Below are 25,563 nucleotides of genomic sequence, written 5' to 3' on the forward strand. Positions count from 1 at the left end.
CCCGGGCCCTTTGCTCCGTGCTTTCAGAAGCTCAGGTTGGCTACGTGCCCGCGGCCCCTCAGGAGCGGCGGTGCCACCAGCGGCGCCGCTCCCGGGGGGCGACGGCGGTGCCGAGGGCCGCGCGGATGCGGTCGAACGTGGCTACGGGGTGATGGCCGAACCCGTGGTCGTCCGCGGCCAGGGCCACTCCCGCGCAGACCAGCTTGAAGCTGTCGCCCTCCAGGCGGAGACCGAAGAACACCGGGGCTCCCACGCAGCCCTGCGGGAGTTCGGTGCTCCAGCGGATTGTTCCGTCGGCGGCGCGGGCGAGGGCGCCGACCACCACCGCCTGGTCCCGTTCCCCCTCCGCACCCACGTCGTGGGCGAGGACGTACGCCGTGATCGGCTCGGCCGTGATACGGGCGATGTCCTCGGCGCGCGCCGCGATGCCGTCGGTTATCTCGTCGGTCCGCCAGCGCCAGCCCTTTCTGTCGGCGTACGTGTGCAGGCCCCCGGTGGGCATCACGGCCACGCCGAGACCGTCGAGGTGCGTCCAGCCTTGGGCGAAGGAGGTCATCACCAGCTTCTCCGCGCTGGGTGCCGGGTCGCACAGCTCCGGCCGTATGGTCACCTCGGCCAGTTCCATGTGGGTCTGCTCGGCGGCGGTCACCAGGTACTGGCGGACCGTCTCGTCGTCCCCGTCGCTCGCCACCAGTTCGTTGAACCAGAAGGCCGTCGCGTACGGCCCCGGGCGGTTGGCCCGCTGGAAGGGCAGCGTCACACGGCTTGCGTGGCCGAGAACCGCATCGATGGTGGCCTGTTCGAGGCTCGGGAGTTGCGACATGGCGGTGGAGCCTAGCGGCCCGGAACCGTATGGCGGTTCCGGGCCTCATCGCCACGGGCGGGGCGGTGAGGAACCAGACGCGCTCGCCGTGCCTGCGGGGCCGTTACGGCGTCATCCTTCCTGGCCGCCGAAGCGCTCCTTGTACGTCTCCAGGTCCTCGTCCGTCAGCTTGGCGAACAGGACCGGCGGGACCGTGAAGGGGGTGCCGGCCGGGACGGAGGTGAGGGACTTCGCCGACTCCGGGGTGACCCAGGCCGTGGTGTCGTCCGCCAGGGAGAACGCCTCCCGCATGGTCTTCGCCGTCGCCGGGATGAAGGGCTCGGAGACCACCGAGTAGAGGTGGATGAGGTTCATCGCCGTGCGCAGGGTGAGGGCCGCGCCGTCCTTGTCGGTCTTGATCTCCAGCCAGGGGGCCTTCTCCTCCAGGTAGGAGTTGCCGGCCGACCACAGGGCGCGCAGCGCGGCGGCCGCCTTGCGGAACTGGAGGGCCTCCATGTGCTCCTCGTACTCCGCGAGCAGGCGCGCGATCTCCTCGCCGAGCCGCGTCTCCGCCTCACCCGGCTCGCCGCCCGCGGGGACGTCGTCGCCGAAGCGCTTGCGGGAGAAGGACAGGACGCGGTTGACGAAGTTGCCGAGGGTGTCGGCCAGGTCCTTGTTCACCGTGGCCGTGAAGTGCTCCCAGGTGAAGGACGAGTCGTCGGACTCGGGCGCGTTGGCGATCAGGAAGTAGCGCCAGTAGTCGGCGGGCAGGATCTCCAGGGCCTGGTCGGTGAAGACGCCCCGCTTCTGCGAGGTGGAGAACTTGCCGCCGTAGTACGTCAGCCAGTTGAAGGCCTTGACGAAGTCGACCTTCTTCCAGGGCTCGCGCACGCCCAGCTCGGTGGCCGGGAACATCACCGTGTGGAACGGGACGTTGTCCTTGGCCATGAACTGCGTGTAGCGGACGTCGGTGTCGACGTCGTACCACCAGGACTTCCAGTCGCGGTTCTCCGGGTCCTGGTCGGCCCACTCCTTGGTCGCGCCCAGGTACTCGATCGGGGCGTCGAACCAGACGTAGAAGACCTTGCCCTCGGCCGCCAGCTCCGGCCAGGTGTCCGCCGGGACCGGGACGCCCCAGTCCAGGTCACGGGTGATCGCGCGGTCGTGCAGGCCCTCGGTCAGCCACTTGTGGGCGATGGAGGAGGCCAGCTGCGGCCAGTCCTTGTCGTGCCGGGCGACCCACTCGCGGACCTCGTTCTCCAGCTTGGACTGGAGGAGGAAGAGGTGCTTGGTCTCGCGGACCTCCAGGTCCGTGGAGCCCGAGATCGCCGAGCGGGGGTTGATCAGGTCCGTCGGGTCCAGGACGCGGGTGCAGTTCTCGCACTGGTCGCCGCGGGCCTTGTCGTAGCCGCAGTGGGGGCAGGTGCCCTCGACGTAGCGGTCCGGGAGGAAGCGGCCGTCGGTGGGCGAGTACACCTGGCGGATCGCGCGCTCTTCGATGAAGCCGTTCTCGTTCAGCTTGCGGGCGAAGTGCTGCGTGATGTCGCGGTTCTCGGCGCTGGAGCTGCGGCCGAAGTAGTCGAAGGCCAGCGCGAAGCCGTCGTAGACCGCCTTCTGCGCGTCGTGCGCCTGGGCGCAGAACTCGTCGACCGGGAGGCCCTGCTCCTTGGCGGCCAGCTCGGCGGGGGTGCCGTGCTCGTCGGTCGCGCAGATGTACAGGACGTCGTGGCCGCGCTGGCGGAGGTACCGGGAGTACACGTCCGCCGGGAGCATGGACCCCACCATGTTGCCCAGGTGCTTGATCCCGTTGATGTACGGAAGGGCGCTGGTGATGAGGTGTCGAGCCATCGTGGCTGCTCCCAGGTCGCTGTCGCTGCTGTTTCTGCGGGTTCGAACCTTGAAATCGTAGCCGACGTGTGTATGCCGCCCGCTTCCCGTTTTACGGGGTGAGAAGCGGGCGGCATGGGGGTGCGGAGAGTTATGGGTTGTTACGGCCTGTTGTGGGTGGTTACGGGCGCCAGTTTGCCAGTACGCCCTCGTACAGCTCCGTGTCCGTCAGCTCGCGCGGGGTCGGGCCCGCGTGGAAGAAGGACGTGTTGTCGGTCTTCAGTTTGCGGAGGTAGTCGAAGGCCTTGTTGTCGTGCTCGCCGAAGGCGACGAAGGAGAAGAACGCGGAGGGGTGGTTCTTCGCGGCCTCGGTGAGGGACTGGGTGGCCGGGGTCTTCGCGTCGGGGGCGCCGTCCGTCTGGAAGATCACCAGGGCGGGGGTGGTGTCCGCGGACTTCTCGTGGTGGGTGAGTACGGCTTCCACGGCGGCGTGGTAGCTGGTACGGCCCATGCGGCCGAGGGTGGCGTGGACGTCGTCGATCTTGGTCTCGTGGTCCGGGGTGAGGGTGAGGTCGGTGGTGCCGTCGACCTCCGTGGAGAAGAAGACGACGTGGACCGTGGCCTCGGGGTCGAGGTGGGCCGCGAGGGCGAGGGTCTGGTCGGCGAGGGCCTGGGCGGAACCGTCCTTGTAGTACGGGCGCATGCTCGCGGAGCGGTCGAGCACGAGGTAGAGCTTCGCTCGGGTGCCGGTGAGGCCGGTCTTCTCGAGGGTGGTGGTGGCTGCCTTGTAGGCGGTGGTGAGGGAGGGGGTGCTGGACTTGACTCGGGTGAGGGTTGCCTCCGGCTCGGGCTGCGGTTCCGCCTCGGCGGTTGCCTCCGGCTGAGGCTGCGGTTCCGCCTCGGCTTCGCCTTCGGCGGTCTCGTTCCCACCCGCACCACCCGTGCGGGTCTCGTTGTCGACTGCGGGTGGCCCCTGCGGGGTGTCCTCGCCGTCGGCGGCCTGCGGGTTGTCGTTCGCGGCCTTCGCCTCGGCTTCGCCCTCGGCTGCCAGCGGCTCCGGCTCGATGACGGGATCGGGCTCAGCCTCGGGCTCCGGGGTGACCTCGGCGGCCGGCTCCGGCACCGCGATCGGCTCGGGCTCAGCTGTCGGGGTGGCCTCTGTGGCGGGCTCGGGCTCGGCCTCGGCTACCGTTTCAGCCGCCGACTCGGCCTCGACTACCGACTCGGCCTCAACCACCGTCTCGGTCTCGGCGACGGGCTCTGCTACCGGCTCGGGCTCGACCGCCGTCTCCGTAACCGGCTCGGCCTCCGCGATCGGCTCGGCCTCGGCGACGGGTTCCGTCACCGGCTCGGCCTCGGGCTCCGGAGAGACCTCTGCCACCGGCTCGGGCTCCGTAACCGGCGCGGGCTCGGTCTCGGCGACGGGCTCCGCTACCAGCTCGGGCTCGACCGCTGTCTCCGCAACCGGCTCTGCCGCCGGCTCGGGCTCCGTCACCGGCTCGGCCTCGGCCACCGGCTCAGCCGCCGGCTCGGTCTCGATCTCTGCCACCGGCTCTGCCTCGGCGGCCGGCTCCGCAACCGCCTCGACCTCAGCCACCGTCTCGGTCTCGGCGACCGGCTCCGCAACCGGCTCGACGTCGGCCACCGGCTCAGCCGCAGGCTCGGCCTCAGCGACCGGCTCAGCCACCGGCTCCGACGGCTGGGGGACCGATACGTTGTCGAAGGCTGCCGATACCAGGTCGTGCTCGTCCGGTGAGGCGGAGCGGGGCTCGGGGATTTCGGGGGTCGGGGTGGGGGTCGGCTCGGTTGCCGGGGACGGGATTGGTGCCGGCTCCTGGTGCTGCTCCTGCGAAGGAACCTGTTCCGCACCCTCTGCTTCGGCGGCACGCGCTTTGCGTGACCGGCCGAATGCGTTCCGCAGGAGAGTGAGAATGCCCATGTGCGCAACCCTTCGCGTGAGTTGATGCCCGTCAATCCCTGGCCAGGACGGACACGTAAGGTTAGCGGCCTGGGATTGCAATCTTGGGGAGGGGCGAGTCTCAGCCGAGTCTCGACCACATGTCAGTGTGGCGACGCGATCGCCCTCGCCGCAGCCACTTCCTGACGGAGGGGTTCCAGGACGCTCCCCGGCGGGCCCGTGAGGTCTGTGCGGACGGCCACCAGGGTTTCCGCTTCTCGTACTCCGTCGGACAATTCCTTCAGCTGTAGGACAACTTGGGAGATCTCCCCCATGGATGGCGGTCGCGCTCCGTGTTTTACCCGGACTCGGGCCGCTGTCGTCGCGTCGACGATGCGTTCGACCGCGACCACCAAGGGCCACCAGGCGGCCGCGCGGCGGCCGGTCGGCGGGGGTTCCGTCAGGGCCCGCTGGAACTCCGTGCGGATGGTCGAGAGGTCGCGGTAGAGGCGGCGGCGCATGCGGGCGCGGGCGGCGGGGTCGGTGTCCGCGCCGAACGCCGCGTCGACGTAGACCGCCGTGTTCGCGACGGCGTCCGCCAGGCGGTCGCCGACCCGGGTGTGCCAGCTCTCCGGCCACAGGAGGTACCCGGCGATCAGGGCGATCGCGCAGCCCATGAGGGAGTCCAGGAGGCGGGGGAGCAGGAGGGCCGTGCCCTTGTGGTTCAGGATGTTCGAGAGGAGGAGGATGACCGGGGTGATGGCTGCTGTTTGGTAGCCGTAGCCGCGGGGGGTCAGGGCGGGGATCAGGGGGGCGAGGACGAGCATGACGGGGACGTACCACCAGCCGGGGGGTACCTCCGCCAGTACCGCCGCCGCGATCACCAGGCCCGCCACCGTGCCCAGCGCCCGCAGCAGGGCCCGTGAGAACACCGAGCCGAAGTCGGGCTTGAGGACGAAGGTGATGGTCAGGGCCACCCAGTAGGAGCGCGGGACGGGGATGAGGGAGACCAGGGCCTGCGCGATGCCGATGCACAGCGCGAGGCGCAGGCCGTAGCGCCAGGAGTTCGCGGAGAGGACCACGTTGCGGGCCGCGCGGGCCGTGCGGATGCTCAGGGTGGCGGGGCGGCCCAGGCGGTCGTCTATTCCCCGGGGGTCCACGTCGGGGGTCGTGACGACCTCGGCCGTGTGGCGCAGGGCGTGGTCGACGGCCCGGGCCGTCTCCGTGGTGGGGGTGGGGAGGTGCGGCAGGGCTATCGGGCCGGTGTAGCCGGTCTCGATGGCCTCGGCCAGGTGACGGACCGCCTCCGGGACCTCCGGCGGGAGCGGGCGACCGGCGAGGTGGACGGCGGGGGCCGCCTCGACCACGGGTGTGATCGCGTTCAACTGGGCCAGGAGGCGGGTGAGTTCGCGGCCGCGGCCGTGGTGGCGGGCGCGGTGGGCGAGGATGAGGTCGTAGGCCTGGTTGAGGGACTGGGTGACCTCGACGCGGATGGTGGTGTAGCGGTCCGGGTCCGGGTCGGCGCAGGCTGCCAGCAGGTCGGCCACCTTGCGGTACGCGGCCCCCACCGACGCCCGCTCCGGCACACCGGCCCGCAGTGGCCAGGCGAGCAGCGCCAGGGCGAGGACGAGCAGGCCGCCGCCGGCCATCAGGGCCGCGGGCAGCCACCAGGGGCCCGGGAGCGGAAGTCCGGCGCCGATCACGGTGTTCAGGAGCAGCAGCAGTCCCGACACGGAGGACACCGCGCCGATCGTCGAGATCATTCCGGACAGCAGGGCGATGCCGGTGACGGCGGCCACCGCGTACCACCCATGCCCGTACACCAGGGAGCTCACGGTGACGCCCACCGCTCCGAAGAGCTGGGGGATCGCGATGTTGAGGATGCGCATGCGGTAGGCGTCGGCGGTGTCGCTGATGACGCCGGACAGGGCGCCCATGGAGGCGAGCGCGCCGTACGTCGGCTGTCCGGCCGCGAGTCCGATCGCCAGGGGGAGTGACATCGCGAGTGCGGCCCGGGCCATCGCGGCCCAGTTGAGGGGCGCCGGGTGGGGTTGGAGGTTCCGGACCAGCCAGTCGGGAGGGGTGAGGCCGATGGGGAACTCGCGGGACATGCGCCCATTATGACCGCTTCAATCCGGCCCGTCCGGGGTCATCTGCGCTGGTGGAGCGTGATGTCGACGACGAGTGCGCGGTGGTCGGTGCCGGTCAGGCGCAGGAAGCGGGCGTCGGTCGCGGAGAAGTCCGGGGTGGACAGCAGGACGTGGTCGATCTGGGCGCCGATGACGGAGGACGTGCGGGCGGGCCAGCTGGGGGTGCGGTCGTGGTCGGCGAGGCGGGCGGCGTCGGTCAGGCCGGCGTCCAGGACGCGGCGGAAGGCCGCGTGGTCCTGGGAGGCGTTGAAGTCGCCCGCGAGGATCGTGGGCGTGTGCGGGTCGGCGGCCGCGAAGGCGCGCAGCCGGCCCAGTTCCCGCTGCCAGAGGCTCACCTGGCGGGCGAGCGGGGGCATGGGGTGGGCGAGCTGCACGCGGACGGCGTGGCCGCGTACGTCGGCCACGGCGCCGGGCATGCCCATCGTGCCGCGGACGCCGGCCGTGCCCTTCAGCGGGAAGCGGCTGAGGATGAGCGAGCCGTGGGAGCCGCCCGCGGCCACGGCCTGCCGGTGCGGGTAGGCGCGGGCGAAGTCCCGTTCCAGCGTGGCCTGGCAGGTGTACTCGCACTCCTCGACGAAGACCAGGTCGGGGCGCAGGCGGCGGATCTGCGGGACCAGGGCGGGGGTGGCGCGCCCGAACTCGACGTTCGAGGTCAGCACGCGCAGGGCGGCGAGGGGCGGGCCGGCGGGTTGCGTGGTCTTCCCGTACGGCTCCAGGTACCAGGCCAGCAGCCCCAGTACGACGACTCCCCACACCAGCCCCGGCCACCAGCGGGCGAGCAGCGCGCACAGCAGGGCGACGCCGGTCGGCACGAGCAGCCAGGGCAGGAAGGCGAGCAGTTGCGGCACGGGCGTGATGCCGTCGGTGCCGGCCACGCGACAGCCGACGACCACGCTGACCCCGGCGAGGAGCAGCCCGGCCGACCATGAACCGAGTCCGCGCCCAGGGCCTTGTGTCACTCCCCGAGACTACGAGCGCGAGTCGACCTCGGTCAGGAATTTCTCCAACACCTCGTTGAACTCCTCGGCCCGTTCCAGGTTCGGCATGTGGGCCGCGCCCGCGACGACGTGCAGTACGGAGTCGGGCAGCGCCGTGTGCATCGCCTCCGCGTCCGCCACCGGGGTGTACGTGTCGTCGGCGCCCACGACGACCAGCGCGGGCACCGCCACCCTGGTCAACAGGGGCCGGTAGTCGGGGCGTTCGGCGCGGCCGCGCAGGGAGGCCGCGGCGCCCTCGGGGGCGGTGGCCGTCATCATGCGGTGGACGTGGGCCTTGACCTCGGGGGCGGCGTACGGGGCGACCATCTTCTCCAGGACCTCGTCGGCGTAGCCGCGCATGCCCTCGGCGAGCAGCCGGTCGGCCATGGCTCTGCGGGCCCGCCTGCCCTCGGGCGTCTCGGGGTCGGGGAAGGTGTCGGCGAGGACCAGGCCCCGGACGCGGTCGCCGAAGCGGTCGTAGCACTCCATGGTGATCTGGCCGCCCATGGACAGCCCGGCCAGCACGACGGAGTCCACTCCCAGGAAGTCCAGCAGTTCCTCGATGTCCTGGGCGTGGCGGGCGAGCGGGACGGTGCCGGGAGTCACGGGGGAGGAGCCGTAGCCGCGCAGGTCGGGGGCGATCACCCGGCGGCCGGCGGAGAACGCGGCCAGCTGCGGGGTCCACATGGTGCGGTCGAAGGGGTGGCCGTGGACGAGGACGAGGGGGACCCGGGAGGAGACTCCGGGGTTTTTGTCCTCGTATGAGAGGAAGGGTGGCATGTGATCGACCCTAGGTCCCCCCAACTCCTCGGTGCAATAAAATCTTTGCCCTCGGTGCAATGTGATGTGCCGGTACGGCAGGGCGACTTGTGACGGCAAGAGGACTTGTGACGGCGGGGGGACCTGTGACGGCAGGGCGACTTGTGGACGACTACCGGCGTATCGCCGACCGGATCGCGGCTGACATCAGCGGCGGCCGGCTCCGGCCGGGGCAGCGGCTGCCGCCGCAGCGGGCGTTCGCCCGGCGGCACGGGATCGCCGCGTCGACGGCCGGGCGGGTGTACGCCGAGCTGGTCCGCCGTGGGCTGGTGGTGGGCGAGGTCGGGCGCGGTACGTTCGTCCGGGCCACGGCGCCGGACGCGCAGCCCGGGCGCGCGCTGACCGAGGCGGCGGGGGGCGCGCCCGTGAACCTGGAGCTCAACTACCCCTCCGCGCCCGGCCAGGCGGAGTTGCTGGCACCCGCGCTCGCGTCCCTGTTGCGGCCGGACGCGCTGGCCGAGGCGATGCGGCCCGCCCCGGCCGCCGGTACCGCGGCGGCGCGGGAGGCGGTGGCGGGGTTGCTGGCCGGTGGTGGTCTGCGGCCCGACCCCGACGGGATCCTCTTCACCGGCAACGCCCGGCAGGCCATCGCCGCGACGCTCGCCTCGCTGGTGCGGCCGGGTGGGAGGGTCGGTGTCGAACCGTTGACGTATCCGCTGGTCAAGGAGATCGCGGGGCGACTCGGTGTCACTCTGGTCCCGCTTGCGGCGGATGCGGAGGGGCTGCTGGCGGAGTCTGTCGCGGCGGTTCATCGCGCCGCTCCGCTGTCCGCGCTCTACCTTCAGCCGACGCTGCACAATCCGACGTCGCTGACCCTGAGTGCGGAGCGGCGGGTGCGGCTGGCCGAGGTCGTCCACAGCCTGGGGATACCGGTCGTGGAGGATCGGATCTGGTCCTTTCTGCATCCTGGCGGCGAACCCGCTCTCGCGGATCTTGCGCCGGGGCTCGTGCACGTCGTCGACGGGCTGTCCAAGCGGGTGGCGCCGGGGCTCACGGTCGGGTTCGTCGTCGTACCGGGCGGGCGGGTGGAGGCGGTGGCGCGGGCCGTTCGGTCCGGGGGGTGGAGTGCGGGGTGCTTCGCGCTGGAGGCGGCTGTGCGGTGGATCGGGGACGGGAGTGTGGCGCGGTTGGTCGAGGCGAAGCGGGGGGATGCGGGGCGGCGGCAGCGGGTCGTTGCGGAGGAGTTGTCGGGGTTTGCTGTGCGGGCTGATCCGGCGGGGTACTTCGCGTGGTGGGAGTTGCCTGGGGGGTGGCGGGCGGACACGTTCACGGCGGCTGCGCGGGCGCGGGGGATCGCGGTGACTCCGGGTACGGCGTTCTCCGTGGATCCGAGTCGTACGCCGGATGCTGTGCGGGTCGGGCTGGCGTCGGTGCCGGAGGGGGAGCTGGTGTGGGCGTTGCGGGTGCTTGCGGGGGTTGCGCGGGGGTAGCCGCCTCGGCGGTTGCCTCCGGCTGGAGCTGCGGTTCCGCCTCGGCTTCGCCTTCGGCGGGATTGGGTTCCCACCCGCACCACCCGTGCGGCTTTCGTTGTCGGGTGCGGGTGGCCCCCGTGGGGTGTTCTCGCCGTCGGCGGCTTGCGGGTGGGCTCAGGCTCTGGCTCGGGTTGGGGTCGGGGGCTGGGTCGGGGTGGGGGCTGGGGGGTCCTCGTGGGGGTGGTGGGAGGGGCGGGGGAGGTGTAGGCGGCGGGTCAGCCAGGCGGTGAGGGCCACTGTGAGGCCCAGGGTCAGTAGGAGCCAGGACGTGGTGCGCAGGGTGGCGGTCAGGGCGTCGTAGATCGCGGCCGCTGCGGGGTGGGGGACGTCGGCGGGGAGGCCGGCGAGGGTGAGGGTGCGGCCGATGGTGAGGGCGAGGATGAGGAGGGCGCCGCCCAGGGCTGTGCCCAGCGCGGTCGCCGCGACGGCGCGGCGGCGGTGGACGGCCAGGGCGATCCCGGCGACGGCGAAGACGACGGCCGCGACCGGGAGCCAGAAACCGGCGACTTCGAGCACGTGGAATCCCTTCCTGAGTCTGCCGACCTCGCCCGCCTGGAGCACGGGGACCGCGGTGTGCTCCACCGGGATGCGGGCGGCGAGCGGAATGTGGTCGTCGGTGAGCTGCTGCTTGACCTGGGCGGTGACGGGGGCGAGGTCCACGGTGACCGGGCGCTCGCCCGCCTCCTCGGCCGGGTCCTCCGCGCGCAGGGCGCGCAGGATCGCGTCGTGCGTGACCCGGTTGCCGGTGTCCCAGGCCAGCCGGAAGGCGCGGGTCTGGGTGAAGGATCGCACCGCGTCGTGTACGAACGGGGCGACCGAGCCGCGCACCCCGCGCACGTCCATCCGCTGGTCCACCTCGCGCAGGATGCCGTCCCCGACCGTCTTGGCCACGGCTTCCCGCACGTCCGGGTCGGCGGCGAGCGGGGCCATGGTGGAGACGTACCGGCCCGTGTCGGCGAGCCCGTACGACGCCCAGGCCGCCAGCGCGCCGAACGGCACGAGGAGGCAGGACAGGGCGATCAGTACGGCCGACAGGACACTCCTGAGGCGTGGCGGCACGCTTCCAGGCAAGGCCCGCGGGGCCCGGTGGGCGAGCGGTACGACTGCATTCGGGGGAAATGTCAAGCCGAACGGCCGCGCCACCTGGCGGAGGATGGCATTCCGCTCCCCATTCCGCTCTCCGGTGGAGGGTTCCTCCGAACGGGTGTTTCCTGGTGCTGGTGAGGAGGGAGTTACAGGGGAGTGCGTGGGCCCCGGCCGGTCTCCGGCCGGGGCCCACGCGCGTCGCGCACTCGGCTGCTCAGCGGATGCGGTGTCCCGCCGCGTCCTCGTGTGTGTAGTAGCGGTAGAACAGCACGCCGCCCACGACCACGGCGAACGCCACGCCCAGGCCCGCCGACGACAGGACGGAGTGGCCGCGGCCGCTCAGGCTGTACAGGAAGCCGACCGCGATGCCGGTGAAGGCGGCCCACAGCGTCGCGTGCAGCTCGCGCGGCAGCCGCGGGGTCAGGGCCGCAAGGCCCATCCAGACGGCCGCGAACACGATCGCCGTCACGAAGCCGAACAGCAGGTTCCAGCCGGTGATGGGCCCGCCGTAGCGGGTGTTGGCCGCGGCCCAGTACCCGTAGATGAGCCCGAGCACGACGGGAACGGCGACCTTCGCCACCGCGTGCGTGCGCTCGCTGAAGATGTCGGGAGTACGACCGCCCCGGATCATGCCGCCGGGTGCCGGTGCCGCTTGAGCCATGAGAGCACTCCTCTCTCTCCTCGCCCCCGCCTACCAGAGCACACCTGGGGGGACGCCCTGGCAAGTCGGCCGACAGGGTGAACAGTGCCCGGATGCGGCGCCCATGTTCCCGTGTTTCGCTGAGTTCCTCCGAGGACATGAAGGGCTGCCCGGCCGTGACGGACATGGAGTACCGGCTCCGGCGGCAGTTGCTGCGGATCCGTGGCCGGAGCATCGCCTGGGTACCGCCCCTGCTGCTGCTCGTCGGCATCGTGCTGCTGGACATCAACACCAGCGAGCGGTTCCGGATCGTCTCCTGGATCGTCCTGGTCCCCGGCATCGCCGCCGCGATCTGCGGGGTGTGGGGGACGGCCGCCTTCGCCGTGCTGTCGCTGATGACGTACTTCGTCGTGGACAACTCCTGGCCGGACGCGTACCGCGCCGGACCCGGCGACTTCGTCCTGGTCGCCCTCGGCGGTGCCCTCGGTGTGCTGGCCTCTGCCGTGCGGGTGCGCAGGGAACAGCAGATGCTGCACATCAGGGACATCGCCGAGACCACCCGGCGTACCGTGCTGCGCCCGCTGCCGCCCGTCTGGGCGGGCCTGGAGCAGGCGGGCGTGTACCTGGCCGCCGACGTCGAGGCCCAGGTCGGCGGGGACTTCTACGACATCCAGCCGGGCCCGCACGGCACCCGCGTCCTCGTCGGGGACGTGCAGGGCAAGGGTCTGGGCGCGGTGGAGACTGCGGCCGCGCTGCTCGGCACCTTCCGGGAGGCCGGCTATCACGAGGCGGACCTGGCGACCGTCGCCGAGCGGCTGGAGGTGCGCATGGGCCGGCACCGCGGGCACACCACCGCCCTCGGCCGGGACGACGGCGACCGCTTCGCCACCGCCGTCCTGCTCTGCTTCCCCGCGGGCACCCCGGACACGATCGAGCTGATCAACTTCGGGCACGAGCCCCCGCTCGCCGTCGGACCGCACGGGGTGCGCATCCTGCCCGGCGGCGACGGCCTGCCGCTCGGGTTCGGCGACCTCGGGCTCGGGCGCCCGCCGCTGCACCGGATGCCGTTCGGGCCCGAGGAAACCCTGCTCATCGTGACCGACGGGGTCACCGAGGCGCGGGACGATGCCGGGGAGTTCTACCCGCTGGCCCGGGAAGTGGCCCGCGCGGTCGAGGCCGACCCGGGGCGGGCCGAGCCGCGGCGCCTGGTCCGCCGGGTCCGTGACGGCGTGCTGCTGCACAGCGGCGGCCGCCTGGAGGACGACACCACGGTCTTCGCCGTGCGACGGGCGGGCGAAGACCCCGTACGGGGACGTTTGCAGTCCTGAGAAGCGCCTTTGCAGCAGCAGCAGTTACGGTGCTGGCAGTAGGACGATCTACAGGGGAGGGACGATGCCCGGAACCGTGCTGCTGCTCGCGGCCTCGCCGCTGGGCCGGGGGCGCCTGGTGGACGCGGCCGGAGTGCTGCCCGTGCTGGCCGCGGTCGCCCCTGCCGTACTGTCCGGCACCGACACCGCCAACGTGGTCGAACTCGCCGACCCGCTGGAGCCGCAGGCCGTCCTCACCCGGCTGCGCGCCGCCGCGGCCGCGCCCGGACCGCTCACCGTGTACATCGCCGGGCAACTCCACCTGGACCGCCGCCAGCACCAGCCCCACCTGGCGCTGGCCCGCACCACCCCGGCCACCGTCCGCTACACGGCACTGCCGTGGCACTGGATCAGGGAGGAACTGCGGCTGCGCTCCGCCGGGTCCACGGCACTCTTCGTCGACCTGCACGCGGACGCCGAGACCTGGCAGCACCTCGCCCAGCGGCCGCTCGACTCGGGCCGCACCAGCGCGGTGTACGGCCGCATCGCACCCCCCTCCGGGCGGCGGGGCATGGCCGAGCCGTCGTACATGAAGGCGGTGGCGACGCTGTTGCGCAGTGGACACCGGCCGCCGTTGGACCAGTTGCACCAACAGGCCTTGGCGCGGATCGCCGACGAGGCACCGACGAACATCCTGCTCACCGCTCGGCCCCGGCCGGCCGGTGATCCCCACGCCGCCATCAGCGCCGCCGTCCAGGCCGGGCGGCACGCCGACGCCGACGCGCTCGCCGCTCAGCACGAGCAGGGCGCCGTGCGTGCCTATGGGCCCGCCTCGGACGAGGCGCTGCACTGGGCCGAAGTCCGGGCCGATCTGGCGATGTTCGCGGGCGACTCGGTGCGCAGTTGCCGGGCCTGGCTGAGCGTGGCCGGGGTGCGGCTCGCCGCCGGGCAGGCGGTGGACGCGCCCGCCGTGGAGGCGGCCGCGGACCGGGCCCACCATCAGTGGGGGAGCATCAAGGACGCGGCGCGGGCCCGTGAACTCGGACCCGCGCTCGCGGAGTTGAGGCTCCGGGTGCCGGGCCGCCGGCAGGGCGCGCTGGAGAACGTCCAGCGGCACCTGCGGCAACTCCAGTCAGCCGGGTAGCGGCCTCAGTTGGTGAAGGTGAGGTACTTCCAGGCGCCGTGCGTCGTGGAGTTCACCGTGTCACCGGAGGAGGCGTTGATGTATGACGAGCGGACCCGGAAGCGCCAGCCGACGTCCTCGCTGTGGTCACCGGTGATCTGTACCCGGGACACGCCGTCGGTGCCCAGCGCGAAGTACGCGGGGTCGCCGGGGTACCACCGGCCCTGGTAGTACACCTCGAACTCGAACTTCTGCTTACGGCCCGGGAAGTACGGCATCTTCGTCGTGATCAGCGGGTTCTTGCTCTTGTGGAAGAAGTAGTACGTGTGGTTCCACGCACTCTTCGTCTTGTAGTGGTTGCTGACCGACGTGGACACGCTCACCTTGGCGCCGACCGTGCTGGAGACCGACCGGGGCTGGTAGCGGGCGTCGCCCGAGAACTTCGCGGTGACCTTGGTGTCCCGCTTCAGGTCCAGCGTGACCGACAGGTTGCCGTCGGAGTTGACCCTGCCGGACTTCACCAGCTTGTTCGGCTTGTCGGAGCCGAACGGGTCGGCCCAGATCTCCACCGTGCGGTTCTTGTAGGTGGTCCCCAGGTGGGCCGTGAACTTCACGTCCTTGCCGTAGGAGTACACCTTGCCGTTGTTGTTGATCGACAGCGACGGCTTGGCGCGGGAGACGTCCACGGTGTCGGTGCCGGAGCCCGCCGCGTGGTCGGCGTCGCCCGCGTAGACCACCTTGTACTTCACCTTGCCGCCGGCCGGCGGGGTGTCGGTGAAGGAGTAGCTGCCGTCGGCCTTGACCGTCACCGAGGGCAGGGTCTTGCCGTTCGGGGAGTCCAGGTCGGTGCGGGTGACCGTGAGCTTGGCGCCGGCGGGGAGGGCCACCTTGGAGGTGACCTTGCCCTTGACGGTGAGCTGCTTGGCGCGGGCCGCGGTGGCCGGGGCGTCCACGGTGACGGTGGTCGTCGCCTTGGTGGGGGCGTCGAACGCGCGCAGGGAGTAGACGCCGTCGCTGTTGTACGACACCGCGAACAGGCGGGAGGCGTCGGGCGCCCAGCCGAGCGCGGAGTCGGCGAGTTCGTCGGAACCGCTGGTGTGGCCCGTGTTCGGGAAGTCGTACTCGCGCACCGACGTGGTGGCGCCCGGCTTGTAGACGAAGATGTCCGGGCTGTACGAGCCGTCGACGCCCGCCGCGACCGACCCGTCCGGGGCGACGGCCACGGCGTTCGGGTAGTTGGTGCTGGCGTAAGTGCCGTCCGCCGTGAGGTCGGCGGTCTTGAACACCGGGTGGTGGTACGGGTATCCGCTGGCCACGACGACGTCCTGGCCGTTCGGTGTGACGGCGATGTCGCGCGTGTTCTCGCCGGCGCTGGTGGAGGCGAGCCGGTTCGGGGTGCCGGTCGTGACGTCGTAGGAGACGACCTTGCCGGAGCTGTCCCCGGTCTGCGCCCCGACCAGGATGTTCGAGCCGGGCGCCGCGTCGAGGATCGGCGCGCTGTACCAGCCGTTGTCCAGGCCCAGGGTGACCTCGTGCTGCTCGCTCGCGAGGTCGACGGAACCGATGTTGCCCGCGGCGGCGCCGCCGTAGCCGAACCACAGCTTGCCGCCCGCGAGGGCGACGCTGCGCGGCTGGTCGGCGGTGACCTCGTAGCGCGTGGTCTCGGTGTCGGTGGCGGTGGAGAAGACCGCGATGGCGTCGAGCCCCGGCACGGCCGCGTAGAGCGTGCCGGAGTCGGCGGACAGTTCGAGGCCGCTCACGCCGGTCAGGTTCGTGGTGAGCTGCTTGACCACGTTGCCGGCGTAGTCGGTGACGACGATCTTGCCGTTGCTCGGGTCACTGACGAAGACCTGCTGGTGGGCGCCGTCGACCACGAGGTCGGCGGTCTGCTTGACCGGCAGGATCTTGGTGGAGTCGGCGGCTGCCGGAGTGGCGGCGAGGGCCGCCGAGCTGAAGAGGACGGCCAGGGTGGTGGCAGTCGTGAGGGTGCGCATACGCACGCTGATTCGAACCCCCCGGAACGAATGAGTGAGGTGAGCGCCACGCGGCACGGCTGATGTGAGCCCCCTGTGTGCCATGCGTGGCGGATGAGTGAAGACTAGGTCGCGAAGACTAGGTCATGCCACTGACAAAAATGCGAGCGCCCCCGAGACCAGGGTCCGCACACCCGGGGCGATCGTGGACAGGTCGGGCGCGAAGCGGGGGCTGTGGTTGCTCGGCACGGCCGAGAACTTCTCCGGGAACGTCGCGCCCGGGGCCTTCTCCCACACCTCGGCCGGAGTGGTCGTCACGAACCAGTACGAGTACGGGATCGAGCCCAGCGCCAGCTCCGGGAAGTCCTCGCTGCCCATCGCCGGGCCCGGGTCGAACACCGTGCCCGCGCCGAAGACGTCGCGGTGCACGGCGGCCACCGCGGTGTCCGTGCCGACGTCGTTGACCGTCTCCGGGAAGCTGTTGCCGAGGGTGACCTCGGGCTCGCGCGGGCAGCCGGCGGCCAGGCACTCGCCCTGCGCGATCCGGCGGATCGCGGCCAGCATCCGCTCCCGCACCTCCTCCGACTGGGTGCGCAGGTTCAGCTCGATGCGCGCCTCGGACGGGATGATGTTGTGCCGGGTGCCCGCCTCGATCCGGCCCACGGTCAGCACCGCGGCCTCACGCGCGGCCAGTTCCCGGGAGACGACCGTCTGCAGCCGGGTGACCAGGTAGGCGGCGGTCACCACCGGGTCCACGGTCGACTCGGGCCGCGAACCGTGGCCGCCCCGGCCGTGCACCACGACGTCCACGTCCGTCGACGCCGACATGATCAGGCCCGGCGCGTGCGGGTACAGGCCCGCCGGGCCCGGAACCGCGTGCTGCCCGAGCAGCACGTCCGGGCGCCCGAAGCGCTCGTACAGCCCGTCCGCGACCATCCGGGCCGCGCCCTGCCCGGTCTCCTCGGCGGGCTGGCCCACGACCAGCAGGGTGCCGTTCCAGGTCTCCCGCCCGGCCGCCAGCGCCTCGGCCGCGCCCGCCAGCCAGGTGACGTGCAGGTCGTGCCCGCAGGCGTGCATCACCCCGTCCGTCCGTGAGGCGTACGGCAGCCCGGTCTCCTCCTGCACCGGCAGCGCGTCCAGGTCGGCGCGCAGCAGCACCGTCGGCCCGTCGCCGCCCCGCAGCACCCCCACGACCCCGGTGCCGCCGATCCCCTCCGCCGTCTCGAACCCGGCCTCCTTGAGCCGCCCGGCGAGCTTCCCGGCGGTGCGGTGCTCGCTCAACGACAGCTCGGGGTGACGGTGCAGGTCGCGGTAGAAGTCCTCCAGGTCCGGGACCGGGAGTCCGGCGGTGAGATCCAGAGCGGTGCGCGCTGCGGGAGAGGTCACGGGGAGAAGGGTAGGCCCCCGGCGGGACACGCGGGGAGAGCCCGGTTCACCAGGTGAAGCCCTTCTGCACCTCCATGCACGCGTCCTCCTTGTCGCCGGGCAGCACGGCCGCCGTCGAGGGCGCCTTGTCCGCGCTCTTGCTCTTCGGGTAGGCGTCGCCGGTGCGCCAGTCCGCGCCCACGACCAGGGTGACGCCCGAGACGTCGGTCGACCGGTGCACCTGGCCCAGCGGGACGCCGAGCGCCTTGGCCACGGCCTGGGCGTCGCCCTCCAGGTCGGCACTGGGGTACAGGAGAAGGGTCTTGGCCCCGGTGGCCGCGGTGATGTCCGCCTCGGCCCGGGTGAACCCCTTGCCCCGCAGGACCTGGGTGACCGTGCTCGCCCGCTGGGGCGTCGGGGCCTCGGTGGTCGTCCCGGTGCCGTTGCGGACCTGGACCGCGAGGGTGCCGGCCGGGGTCGAGGGGGCCTTCACCTTCTGCTCCGTCCTGTGCTTGGCGCCGCGGCCGTCCAGCGGGCGGTCGTCGCGGACCATGGAGAGGAGTTGGTCGGCGTCCTCGGGGTCCGGCACCAGACGGTTGTGGTCCTGCGACCACTGCACGGTGGGCAGCGTCGTCATCGTGATCCGCTTGGTGGGGACCTTCTGCAGTTCCCCGCTCAGGTCGTACAACTTCTTGACCGTGCCGAGGCCCTCGTCGACCGTGAGCGCCTTCGTCGCGGCCTCCGCGAGCCTGCGCATCTCGGTGGGGTTGCCCAGCGTCGCGTTCGCGCGCAACTGGCGGACCATCGAGTTCATGTACATGTGCTGGGCGTGGGTGCGGCCGATGTCGGTGCCGTCCTCGAAGCCGTAGCGGGTGCGCAGCCACTGCAGGGCCTGTTCGCCCTTGACCGGGTGGGTGCCCGCCTCCAGTTTCAGGCCCGAGCCGTGGCCGTCGGAGGTGTGCGAGTAGACGTTCTGCTTGACGCACACCGGGACACCGCCGATGGCGTCCGCCATGTCCACCACGCCGGAGAAGTCGACCATCATGAAGTGGTCGATGTGGATGCGGGCGAGCTTCTGCCAGGTGGCGACGGTGCAGCCCGGGCCGCCGCGGCCCAGCGACTCGTTCGCCATGGCCAGCGAGAGCGCCTCGTACTTCTTGTCGGCGGTGGTGCACCTGGGGATCGGGATCATCGTGTCGCGCGGGAGGCTCACCACGGACATGTTGCTGCGGTCGGCCGAGACGTGCAGCAGCATCTGCACGTCGGCGAGCGGCGGGCGGCCCACGTCGGCCTTGGACCCGCCGAGCTTCAGGTCCTTCGCGGTGTTCCGGCTGTCCGAGCCGATCATCAGGATGTTCAGCGGCGTCTGGCCGGCGGCGTTCGGCGTGGCCTCGGGCACGTCGGAGTCACCCAGGTTCCGCTCGGCCTTCTTGATGTTGGCGTTGAGGTGCTCGTAGTAGAGGTAACCCGCGCCCGCGGTCCCGAGTATGACGAAGGCCAGGGTGGTCGCCGACCAGCGCAGTATCCGGCGCTTGGGGCGCGGGGCGTCGGGTTCGGTGTCGCCGCCCCCGGGGCCGCTGCCACCGCCGTGCCGTCCCCGGTCCTTCGGCCGCGCCTGCGTGTCCAGCGTCATTCCCTGCCCTTCCCGCCCTGACGAAGCGCACGTCGACCTCGTCGCGGCTGCACCGGATCGCACACACTAACGGCGCGGTCATCCATGCAGGGGCGGGTGGTGAGATATGCCACTCGCGTACAACCATCTCCGGGGTTGACGAACCGCCTTGTGCGCATTCATCGATTCGCATCACCCGAGCGGAGTCGATTGATTACGCTAAGTGCATGGCGTACATTCGCGAACTCGACCCCGCCGCTTCCCCGTTGGACTACTTCGGCTCCGAGCTGCGGAGAAAGCGGGAGGCAGCGGGGCTGACCCAGAAGGAACTGGGCGCGATCGTCTTCTGCACGGGCTCACTGATCGGCCAGGTCGAGACCACGCTGAAGGTGCCGACGCGGGAGTTCGCCGAGCGGGTGGATGCGGCGCTGATGACGGACGGCTTCTTCTCGCGGTTGGTTGGGCTGGTGTTGCGGAGCCAGTTGCCGAGTTGGTTTCAGCCGTATGCGGAGATGGAGGCGAAGGCGGCGTACATCTCGACGTATCAGGCGCAGGTCGTGTACGGGCTGCTGCAGACGGAGAAGTACGCGCGCGCGGTTCTCGGTGCGCCGGAGCCCCGGAACCTCGACGAGCTGGTCGCGGCTCGGCTGGAGCGGCAGCGTCTCCTTCAGAAGGAGCGACCGCCGTTGGTGTGGGTGGTGCTGGACGAGGCGGTGCTGTACCGGCCGATGGGGAGTCGGGAGGTGATGCGGGATCAACTCGCGCACCTGTTGAGGTTTCGTGATCAACGCCTGGTCAAGATCCAAGTCTTGCCGTACTCGGCGGGTGAACACCCGGGGCTGCCGGGCGCCTTCAATCTTCTGCGCTTCAACGACCATCCGGACATCGTCTACACGGAGGACTTCATCCAGGGCCATATGACGGCCAATCCGGACGGGGTCAGCAACGGCTGGCTCTATTACGATCAGCTACAGGCTGCCGCACTCTCGGTGCGAGATTCGGCAGAGCTGATCGCCCACGTGATGGAGGAGCGCTATGGAGACCAGCCGACAGCTGAAGAGCGCGACGTGGCGTAAGTCCTCATACAGCGGGAGCAGCGGCGGCGAATGCGTCGAGTGCGCCGCGTTCGGCGCTGCCGAGTGGCGTAAGTCCTCCTACAGCAGCAGCAGCGGCGGCGACTGCGTTGAGGTCGCAGACCTCCCCGCCCTCATCGCCGTCCGTGACTCCAAGAACCCCGAAGCGGCGCACCTCGCTGTAGCCCCCCACACGTGGGCTGCCTTCGTCCACGCCCTCTAGCGATGTTTTGAGCGCCCGCTTCCCCCAAGCGGCGCGTGATGCCCTAACCCCGATGCGCGTGATGGCTCGCGTGAGACGCCGGTCTCTCCTCGGCCGCTCGGGCCGGGACCGCGTTCGCCGCCGTGATCAGTGCCGCGATCGCCAGTACGGCCGCTGCCACGCCCCGGGCGGCCGGGGTGCGCCTGCTCGGGCGGGGCCGGGAGAGGGGCAGTGTGGTGGGGAGTCCGTAGGGTGCGGATGTACGTCCGTGCACGGCGACCTCGCAACAACAGCGGCCTGTTAAACATGCTTAATTCGCCGTTTAACCTAGGGGTGCGGAACCCGAACGGCAAGAGGTGCCAGGAGAGTTGGGGGGAGCAGGAAATGCGGGAGCGGGACGATCCTGAGGTCGTCGGCCGGCGCGTACAGCAACTGCGCACCGAACAGGGACTGACCCAGCGCCAGTTGGCGGAACCGGCGTACACCCCCGCCTACATCTCCACCCTGGAGGCGGGCCGGGTCCGCGCCTCCGACGAGGCGCTCAGGCACATCGCGGACCGCCTCGGCGTCGCCTTCGAGGAGCTGGCCGTCGGCCGGCCCGCCCACCTCGCCACCGCTCTGCGGCTGCGGCTCACCGAGGCCCAGCGCACCCTCGCCGACGGCAAGGCGGAGGAGGCGGCCGGCCAGTACACCGCGCTGCTCGCCGAAGCGGACACGCACGGCCTGGTCGCCGAGCAGGCCACCGCACTCCTGGGACTGGGTGAATGCGCCCTGGAGACGGGCGAACTGTCCCGGGCCCGCGACCACTTCGAGCGAGCCGAGCACCGCCTCGCGCAGGAGACCCTCCCCAGCCGCGTCCCGGCCGTCCGCGGCCGCGCGATCGCCCACTACCTCGCCGGCGAACTCCGCTACGCCGTCTACCTCCTGGAATCCACCCTCGACGAACTCAACCGCGGCGGCCTGCACGACCCCGACGCCCTGCTGCTCCTCTACGCCAGCGCCATCGGCCCCTACATGGACATGGGCGCCCACGCCCGCGCCGCCCAGGCCGCCGAGTTCGCCCTGGCCCTGGCCCCCCAGGCCGCCGACCCGGCACTCATCGCCCGTATGCACCGCTCGGTCGCCCGCACCCTGCTCGCCGAGGGCCGGGTCGCCGAGGCCGACGCCTCCCTCGCCAAGGCGGCCGAGCTGTACCGCCAGCTCCAGCTGCGCACCGAACTCGCCAACTGCCACTGGATGCGCGGCTACGTCTGCGCCCAGAACGGCGACCTGGACCGGGCCGAGGCCGAGCTGCGCCAGGCCCTCACCATGCTCGCCCAGACCCGGGCCGCCCTCTACCGCAGCCAGGCCGCCGTGGAACTCGCCGACGTCCTGCACCGGCGCGGCAAGTCGGCCGAGGCCGCCGACCTGCTCAACGGCGTCCTCGGCGACCTCTCCTCCGAACGCGGCGCCGTGCACGCCGCAGCCGCGCACCGCCTCCTCGGCATCATCGCCGAGGACTCCCGCGACACCGAGGCCGCCGAGGAGCACTACGTCCGCGCCCTCAGCCTCCTGGAACGGGCCGGCGCGGCCGGCGACCTGGCCGACCTGTGCCGCCTCCTCGGCGACCTGCTGCGCCGTACCGGCCGCGTCGAGGCGGCCCTGGACGCCTACCGCACGGGCCTCGGCCACCGCACGGCGCCGGGCACCACGACGCTGGGGCCGGCACCGGCGCAGCCGCCGCTGTAGATCGCGATCTTCGTAGTGCCCGGTCGGCCGGGCCGTCTCTCGTCCCGGGTTGGTCCGACTGGTCGGATTTGATGGTGGGTCGCGCCGGGACGTTCCGGGTGGCGGCGGAGCCGAGGTTATGAATGCGGCACCTGACCATCCATGAACATCGACCTCAGGAGCCACACGATGCGTCCCATCAGGGCAGCCTGTCTCGGCACGGCCACTGCGCTGGTCACCCTTCTCGCCTGCGCCCCTGTCGCGGCCGCCGCGACGGACGACGAGTTCGCCGACGCCAAGGGCACAGACCGGGTCATCACACTCATCGGCCATCTCGCGCAGCAGACGCGCTTCCCCGTCAACCCCGGCGGCAGCCCCGCCGCCCAGGGCGACCGGACGGTCTTCCGCTCGGTCCTCTTCGACCAGTACGGCAACGAGGTCGGCGACACCGGCGGCACCTGCACCACCACCCGGGTCGACAACGGCGGAGCGGAGGAGTGCGTCGTGAACTACAACCTCCCGGGCGGCCAACTCACCGTGCAGGGGATGGTCTTCGGCAATCTCAACCCGGGCCCTCCCCCTTCGTTCGACAACGCGATCACCGGCGGCACCGGGGCATTCGACCGGGCTCGCGGCTCGGTCCACGCCGACACGATCGGTACGGGCACGAGGCGCTTCACGATCGACCTCGACCGCTGACCGACCCTGCCCCCGCAGGCGTCACCGCCTTGGACGTGAACACGTCCGACTGGATCCCGGTGGCCAGCTCCTCGGCCGAGGACGGGAGGTGGGCCGGTCGCGCCGGGTGCCCCTTCGTGGCCGGATGCTCGGCGAACAGGGCGGTCGTCAGGGCCAGCCGGCCGGTGTACGCCGACTGCCACAGGGTCCGGGTGCCGGGGCCCGTGCCCGCGCCGCCGGTGTACGTCGGCAGCTCGCCCGTGTCCGCGTACTTCGCCGCCGCCGCGGCCATGACGGAGCCCATGACCTGGTGCCGGTCCGGGTGGGCCTTGTACACGGTGTCGTCGCCCCGGGTGATCTGCTCCACCATGTACGGCGTCGCGTAGGTGCCGTCCGCCGCCGCGGTCGCGTACGCCGAGGCCACGGTCAGCGGTGTCGGTGCCGAGGTGCTCGCGAGCTTGGTCAGCGGCGCGCCGAGCGGTAGGCCGCTGAAGGGGCGCAGTGCCGTACCGGCCTCCACCGCGCCCGACAGGGCGTCGTTGAAGGGCTGGTGGGCGTAGTCCGTACCGCCGTACAGGACACGGACCGCGCCGTCGCCGGGGACCATGGCGATCACGGCCGCGTGCAGCTTGGTGCCCTTGGGCAGGCCCGCGGACTGCTGCCGCACGCGCTCGGAGACCGCGTACTGCGTGCTCAGGTCGAAGGTCGTACGGACCGTGTAGCCGCCGCGCGCCAGCTGGTCCTGTGTGATGCCGAGACGGCGGGCGGCTTCGGCGGCGGCCGCGTCGATCAGGTACTGGCGCTGGCCGTCCGTGTCGCCGGGCGGATAGAAACGGAAGGCCGGGAAGGCGGCCGAGGAGCGCTGCCCGGCCGTGATGCTGCCCGAGGAGCGCATCGCGTCCAGCACCCAGCGCCAGCGCTTCTGCAGCGTCGCGGTGACCTTCGCGTCCGAGCCCGCCCGCTCGTAGAACGTCGGCCGGTTGATGATGGCCGCGAGCGCCGCCCCCTGCGACACCGTGAGGTCCTTCGCGTCCACGCCGAAGTAGTTCCGCGCAGCCGACTCGATGCCCGCCGCGCCCCGGCCGAAGTACACGGTGTTGAGGTAGCCCTCCAGGATCGAGTCCTTGGAGCGGGTGCGGTCCAGCTTGACGGCGATCAGCGCCTCACGGGCCTTGCGGGTCAGGGACTGCTCGGGGCTCAGCAGGGCGTTCTTCACATACTGCTGGGTGATCGTCGAACCCCCCTGGCGCTCCCCGCCGGACAGCGTGGCCACGGCCGCGCGCACGATCGCGCTCGGCGAGACGCCCGAGTCCGTGCGGAAGGAACGGTTCTCGGCGGCGATCACCGCGTCCTGGACGTGCCGCGGCACCTGCGCCAGGGACACGTCCTGCCGGTCCACCGGCCCGCGCCGGCCCAGGTACTCCCCCTCCACGTCCAGGAAGACCGTGCTCTGGCTGACCGTCTCCGGATGCGGTTCCGGGACGGCCGTGAGCAGGTACGCCACCCACACCGTCCCGACCAGCGCGAGGCACAGCGCGAGCAGCGCCCCGAGGACGCGCCGGACCCAGCGGGCCCGGCGGCGGCGCAGATGCTTGAGGAGACGCTTCACCGGCCCACCCCGCCCCGCGCCAGGACCTTGCCGCCGGCGTCGTAGACCGTGACCCGGGCATGCATCAACTCCTGCTTGTCCGCCGGGAGTCGGGTGGTCGCGTACCAGACGTCCCAGCCCGGGTTCCCCGCCAGTGTGAGCACGGTCCCGGCGGTCCTGTCCGAGGGCAGCTGCACCTCGACGCGGGCGGCCGGTCCGCCGCCGCGGTGCACGCCGGACAGCAGCAGCCCGCTCCGGCCGGTCACCTCCAGCCGGAGCGTGACGGTCGGGGGCTCCGCGGAGAGCCCCGAGACCGGCAGGGACTCGCCCCCGCCCCGGGGCGACGACCAGTGCGCGCCGTCCTTCGTCAGCCACAACTCCTCGCCGGACAGCGGCCGTACGTGCTCACCGGCCGCCACCACGCGCACGGTCCCGGCGGCCACCGACCGTCCGGGCGTCACGGGCCCGCCCCCGGACACGCCCGCCAGCCGCCAGACGGCGTAGCCGAGCGGGCCCAGCACCAGCAGGCAGCAGGTCAGCAGCAGGGTGATCCGGCGCCGCCGGCGCCGCGCCCGGCCCTCCCGCACGATGGCGGCGAGCGGGACGGGCGTGCGGGGCGCCTCGTCGCGGGCGGCGGCGAAGACCTCGCCCAACTCGCCGTCCAGGGAATTCAGTTGCTTATGCCTCATGTCGCCCCCAAGGCCTTCAGCCCCCGTCGTTCGTACGACTTCACCGCGCCCACCGACCAGCCGAGCATCTCGGCGACCTCCAGCCGGCCCAGGTCCTCGCCCAGCCGCAGGACCAGCACCACCCGCTGGCGCGCGGGCAGGGCGGCGAGGGCGCGGGCGAGCGGGGCCTGCGGGGCCTGCGGCGCGGGTCCCGTGTGGTGCGGCCGGCGGCCGAGAAGCCGGCCGAGGTGGCTGCCGAGGTGGTGGCGCACCAGCAGCCGTCGTACGTAGAAGTCGGTGTCGTCGCCCGGGATGCGCCGCCAGTGGGCGTACGCGTCGGACAGGGCGGTGCGCGTCAGGGCGTCGGCCTCCGCCGGGTCGCCGGTCAGCAGATGAGCCGTGCGCAGCAGACGCGGCCAGGCCACGGCGGCGTAGCCGCCGAACTCGGTCCGGCGGCCGGAGCGACCGGCGCGATGACGGGTTCGGCGGTCGGCTCTGGTCGTCATCGGGTTCCCCCTGCGATGTGTTTCGATGTGCGGCGTACGGGACCTGTACGCACCGCGAAGCGATCCGGGTTGCACGGCGGTACGGGGAAGT

General features: G+C 71.8%; 21 protein-coding genes. 7 read left to right on the top strand and 14 right to left on the bottom strand.

Features of this window, described 5'->3' with window-relative positions:
- Nucleotides 1–58 precede the first annotated feature (58 nt).
- The 6 genes from ACFY3C_RS16840 to ACFY3C_RS16865 all read right to left on the bottom strand — a co-directional run bounded on the left by ACFY3C_RS16840 (nt 59) and on the right by ACFY3C_RS16865 (nt 8,433).
- Nucleotides 59–823: a hypothetical protein gene (locus ACFY3C_RS16840; RefSeq protein WP_390771235.1), complete on the bottom strand. Its 765-nt coding sequence runs from the start codon at nt 821–823 to the stop codon at nt 59–61.
- 111 nt (nt 824–934) lie between these two features.
- A complete protein-coding gene (gene metG / locus ACFY3C_RS16845) occupies nt 935–2,650 on the bottom strand; it encodes a methionine--tRNA ligase (protein WP_390771236.1) in 1,716 nt (571 codons plus the stop codon).
- Nucleotides 2,651–2,810: 160 nt separating this feature from the next.
- On the bottom strand, nt 2,811–4,568 hold the full coding sequence (locus ACFY3C_RS16850) for a VWA domain-containing protein (protein WP_390771237.1): 1,758 nt from the start codon (nt 4,566–4,568) through the stop codon (nt 2,811–2,813).
- 122 nt (nt 4,569–4,690) lie between these two features.
- Nucleotides 4,691–6,637 (bottom strand): FUSC family protein, encoded by a 1,947-nt coding sequence (locus ACFY3C_RS16855; protein ID WP_390771238.1) that lies wholly within the window; start codon nt 6,635–6,637, stop codon nt 4,691–4,693.
- 38 nt (nt 6,638–6,675) lie between these two features.
- The gene (locus tag ACFY3C_RS16860) at nt 6,676–7,635 is read right to left on the bottom strand and encodes an endonuclease/exonuclease/phosphatase family protein (protein WP_386572805.1); all 960 of its coding nucleotides are present in this window, start codon (nt 7,633–7,635) and stop codon (nt 6,676–6,678) included.
- Nucleotides 7,636–7,644: 9 nt separating this feature from the next.
- Nucleotides 7,645–8,433, bottom strand: a complete 789-nt coding sequence (locus tag ACFY3C_RS16865) for an alpha/beta fold hydrolase (RefSeq protein WP_390771239.1) — start codon at nt 8,431–8,433, stop codon at nt 7,645–7,647.
- 143 nt (nt 8,434–8,576) lie between these two features.
- On the opposite strand from ACFY3C_RS16865, the gene ACFY3C_RS16870 reads away from it, so the two are divergent.
- Nucleotides 8,577–9,902, top strand: coding sequence for a PLP-dependent aminotransferase family protein (locus ACFY3C_RS16870; RefSeq protein WP_386572807.1), 1,326 nt, complete (start codon nt 8,577–8,579; stop codon nt 9,900–9,902).
- Between the two features lie 156 nt (nt 9,903–10,058).
- Here ACFY3C_RS16870 and ACFY3C_RS16875 read toward each other — a convergent pair whose 3' ends face one another.
- Both ACFY3C_RS16875 and ACFY3C_RS16880 read right to left on the bottom strand, forming a co-directional pair.
- Nucleotides 10,059–11,003, bottom strand: coding sequence for a hypothetical protein (locus ACFY3C_RS16875; RefSeq protein ID WP_390771240.1), 945 nt, complete (start codon nt 11,001–11,003; stop codon nt 10,059–10,061).
- Between the two features lie 241 nt (nt 11,004–11,244).
- Nucleotides 11,245–11,691, bottom strand: a complete 447-nt coding sequence (locus ACFY3C_RS16880) for a hypothetical protein (protein ID WP_390771241.1) — start codon at nt 11,689–11,691, stop codon at nt 11,245–11,247.
- Between the two features lie 164 nt (nt 11,692–11,855).
- Here ACFY3C_RS16880 and ACFY3C_RS16885 point away from each other — a divergent pair, with 164 nt between their 5' ends.
- Both ACFY3C_RS16885 and ACFY3C_RS16890 read left to right on the top strand, forming a co-directional pair.
- Entirely contained in the window at nt 11,856–12,998 is a 1,143-nt protein-coding gene (locus ACFY3C_RS16885; protein ID WP_390771456.1) for a PP2C family protein-serine/threonine phosphatase, read from the top strand.
- A gap of 64 nt (nt 12,999–13,062) precedes the next feature.
- Nucleotides 13,063–14,121: a hypothetical protein gene (locus ACFY3C_RS16890; protein ID WP_390771242.1), complete on the top strand. Its 1,059-nt coding sequence runs from the start codon at nt 13,063–13,065 to the stop codon at nt 14,119–14,121.
- Nucleotides 14,122–14,126: 5 nt separating this feature from the next.
- Here ACFY3C_RS16890 and ACFY3C_RS16895 read toward each other — a convergent pair whose 3' ends face one another.
- The 3 genes from ACFY3C_RS16895 to ACFY3C_RS16905 all read right to left on the bottom strand — a co-directional run bounded on the left by ACFY3C_RS16895 (nt 14,127) and on the right by ACFY3C_RS16905 (nt 19,071).
- The gene (locus tag ACFY3C_RS16895; RefSeq protein WP_390771243.1) at nt 14,127–16,100 is read right to left on the bottom strand and encodes a YncE family protein; all 1,974 of its coding nucleotides are present in this window, start codon (nt 16,098–16,100) and stop codon (nt 14,127–14,129) included.
- A gap of 117 nt (nt 16,101–16,217) precedes the next feature.
- Nucleotides 16,218–17,459, bottom strand: a complete 1,242-nt coding sequence (locus ACFY3C_RS16900) for an amidohydrolase (RefSeq protein ID WP_390771244.1) — start codon at nt 17,457–17,459, stop codon at nt 16,218–16,220.
- 46 nt (nt 17,460–17,505) lie between these two features.
- Nucleotides 17,506–19,071: an LCP family protein gene (locus ACFY3C_RS16905; RefSeq protein ID WP_390771245.1), complete on the bottom strand. Its 1,566-nt coding sequence runs from the start codon at nt 19,069–19,071 to the stop codon at nt 17,506–17,508.
- 206 nt (nt 19,072–19,277) lie between these two features.
- Here ACFY3C_RS16905 and ACFY3C_RS16910 point away from each other — a divergent pair, with 206 nt between their 5' ends.
- The 4 genes from ACFY3C_RS16910 to ACFY3C_RS16925 all read left to right on the top strand — a co-directional run bounded on the left by ACFY3C_RS16910 (nt 19,278) and on the right by ACFY3C_RS16925 (nt 22,731).
- A complete protein-coding gene (locus ACFY3C_RS16910) occupies nt 19,278–20,126 on the top strand; it encodes a Scr1 family TA system antitoxin-like transcriptional regulator (RefSeq protein ID WP_390771246.1) in 849 nt (282 codons plus the stop codon).
- Nucleotides 20,086–20,346, top strand: a complete 261-nt coding sequence (locus tag ACFY3C_RS16915) for a DUF397 domain-containing protein (RefSeq protein ID WP_390771247.1) — start codon at nt 20,086–20,088, stop codon at nt 20,344–20,346. Before ACFY3C_RS16910 ends, ACFY3C_RS16915 begins: the two co-directional genes overlap by 41 nt.
- Nucleotides 20,347–20,709: 363 nt before the next feature.
- The gene (locus tag ACFY3C_RS16920; protein ID WP_390771248.1) at nt 20,710–22,053 is read left to right on the top strand and encodes a tetratricopeptide repeat protein; all 1,344 of its coding nucleotides are present in this window, start codon (nt 20,710–20,712) and stop codon (nt 22,051–22,053) included.
- Between the two features lie 168 nt (nt 22,054–22,221).
- A complete protein-coding gene (locus tag ACFY3C_RS16925) occupies nt 22,222–22,731 on the top strand; it encodes a hypothetical protein (protein WP_390771249.1) in 510 nt (169 codons plus the stop codon).
- On the opposite strand, the gene ACFY3C_RS16930 is transcribed toward ACFY3C_RS16925, so the two are convergent.
- The 3 genes from ACFY3C_RS16930 to ACFY3C_RS16940 are packed head-to-tail and all read right to left on the bottom strand — an operon-like array spanning nt 22,709 to nt 25,472.
- Nucleotides 22,709–24,319: a transglycosylase domain-containing protein gene (locus ACFY3C_RS16930; RefSeq protein WP_390771250.1), complete on the bottom strand. Its 1,611-nt coding sequence runs from the start codon at nt 24,317–24,319 to the stop codon at nt 22,709–22,711. The two genes, ACFY3C_RS16925 and ACFY3C_RS16930, sit on opposite strands and share 23 nt — an antisense overlap.
- Complete coding sequence (locus ACFY3C_RS16935) at nt 24,316–24,987, bottom strand: hypothetical protein (RefSeq protein ID WP_390771251.1); 672 nt, start codon at nt 24,985–24,987, stop codon at nt 24,316–24,318. Before ACFY3C_RS16935 ends, ACFY3C_RS16930 begins: the two co-directional genes overlap by 4 nt.
- Nucleotides 24,984–25,472, bottom strand: a complete 489-nt coding sequence (locus tag ACFY3C_RS16940; protein WP_390771252.1) for a sigma factor-like helix-turn-helix DNA-binding protein — start codon at nt 25,470–25,472, stop codon at nt 24,984–24,986. Before ACFY3C_RS16940 ends, ACFY3C_RS16935 begins: the two co-directional genes overlap by 4 nt.
- Nucleotides 25,473–25,563 lie beyond the last annotated feature (91 nt).

Origin of the sequence: Streptomyces sp. NPDC001410, assembly GCF_042895235.1 — a bacterium.
Lineage (GTDB): Bacteria > Actinomycetota > Actinomycetes > Streptomycetales > Streptomycetaceae > Streptomyces.

What these genes read in the sequence shown, in the direction of transcription:
- ACFY3C_RS16840 (WP_390771235.1), bottom strand. Translation starts at nt 823, where the DNA reads ATGTCGCAACTCCCGAGCCTCGAACAGGCCACCATCGATGCGGTTCTC.
- metG (WP_390771236.1), bottom strand. Translation starts at nt 2,650, where the DNA reads ATGGCTCGACACCTCATCACCAGCGCCCTTCCGTACATCAACGGGATC.
- ACFY3C_RS16850 (WP_390771237.1), bottom strand. Translation starts at nt 4,568, where the DNA reads ATGGGCATTCTCACTCTCCTGCGGAACGCATTCGGCCGGTCACGCAAA.
- ACFY3C_RS16855 (WP_390771238.1), bottom strand. Translation starts at nt 6,637, where the DNA reads ATGTCCCGCGAGTTCCCCATCGGCCTCACCCCTCCCGACTGGCTGGTC.
- ACFY3C_RS16865 (WP_390771239.1), bottom strand. Translation starts at nt 8,433, where the DNA reads ATGCCACCCTTCCTCTCATACGAGGACAAAAACCCCGGAGTCTCCTCC.
- ACFY3C_RS16880 (WP_390771241.1), bottom strand. Translation starts at nt 11,691, where the DNA reads ATGGCTCAAGCGGCACCGGCACCCGGCGGCATGATCCGGGGCGGTCGT.
- ACFY3C_RS16885 (WP_390771456.1), top strand. Translation starts at nt 11,856, where the DNA reads ATGGAGTACCGGCTCCGGCGGCAGTTGCTGCGGATCCGTGGCCGGAGC.
- ACFY3C_RS16890 (WP_390771242.1), top strand. Translation starts at nt 13,063, where the DNA reads ATGCCCGGAACCGTGCTGCTGCTCGCGGCCTCGCCGCTGGGCCGGGGG.
- ACFY3C_RS16905 (WP_390771245.1), bottom strand. Translation starts at nt 19,071, where the DNA reads ATGACGCTGGACACGCAGGCGCGGCCGAAGGACCGGGGACGGCACGGC.
- ACFY3C_RS16910 (WP_390771246.1), top strand. Translation starts at nt 19,278, where the DNA reads ATGGCGTACATTCGCGAACTCGACCCCGCCGCTTCCCCGTTGGACTAC.
- ACFY3C_RS16915 (WP_390771247.1), top strand. Translation starts at nt 20,086, where the DNA reads ATGGAGACCAGCCGACAGCTGAAGAGCGCGACGTGGCGTAAGTCCTCA.
- ACFY3C_RS16920 (WP_390771248.1), top strand. Translation starts at nt 20,710, where the DNA reads ATGCGGGAGCGGGACGATCCTGAGGTCGTCGGCCGGCGCGTACAGCAA.
- ACFY3C_RS16925 (WP_390771249.1), top strand. Translation starts at nt 22,222, where the DNA reads ATGCGTCCCATCAGGGCAGCCTGTCTCGGCACGGCCACTGCGCTGGTC.
- ACFY3C_RS16935 (WP_390771251.1), bottom strand. Translation starts at nt 24,987, where the DNA reads ATGAGGCATAAGCAACTGAATTCCCTGGACGGCGAGTTGGGCGAGGTC.
- ACFY3C_RS16940 (WP_390771252.1), bottom strand. Translation starts at nt 25,472, where the DNA reads ATGACGACCAGAGCCGACCGCCGAACCCGTCATCGCGCCGGTCGCTCC.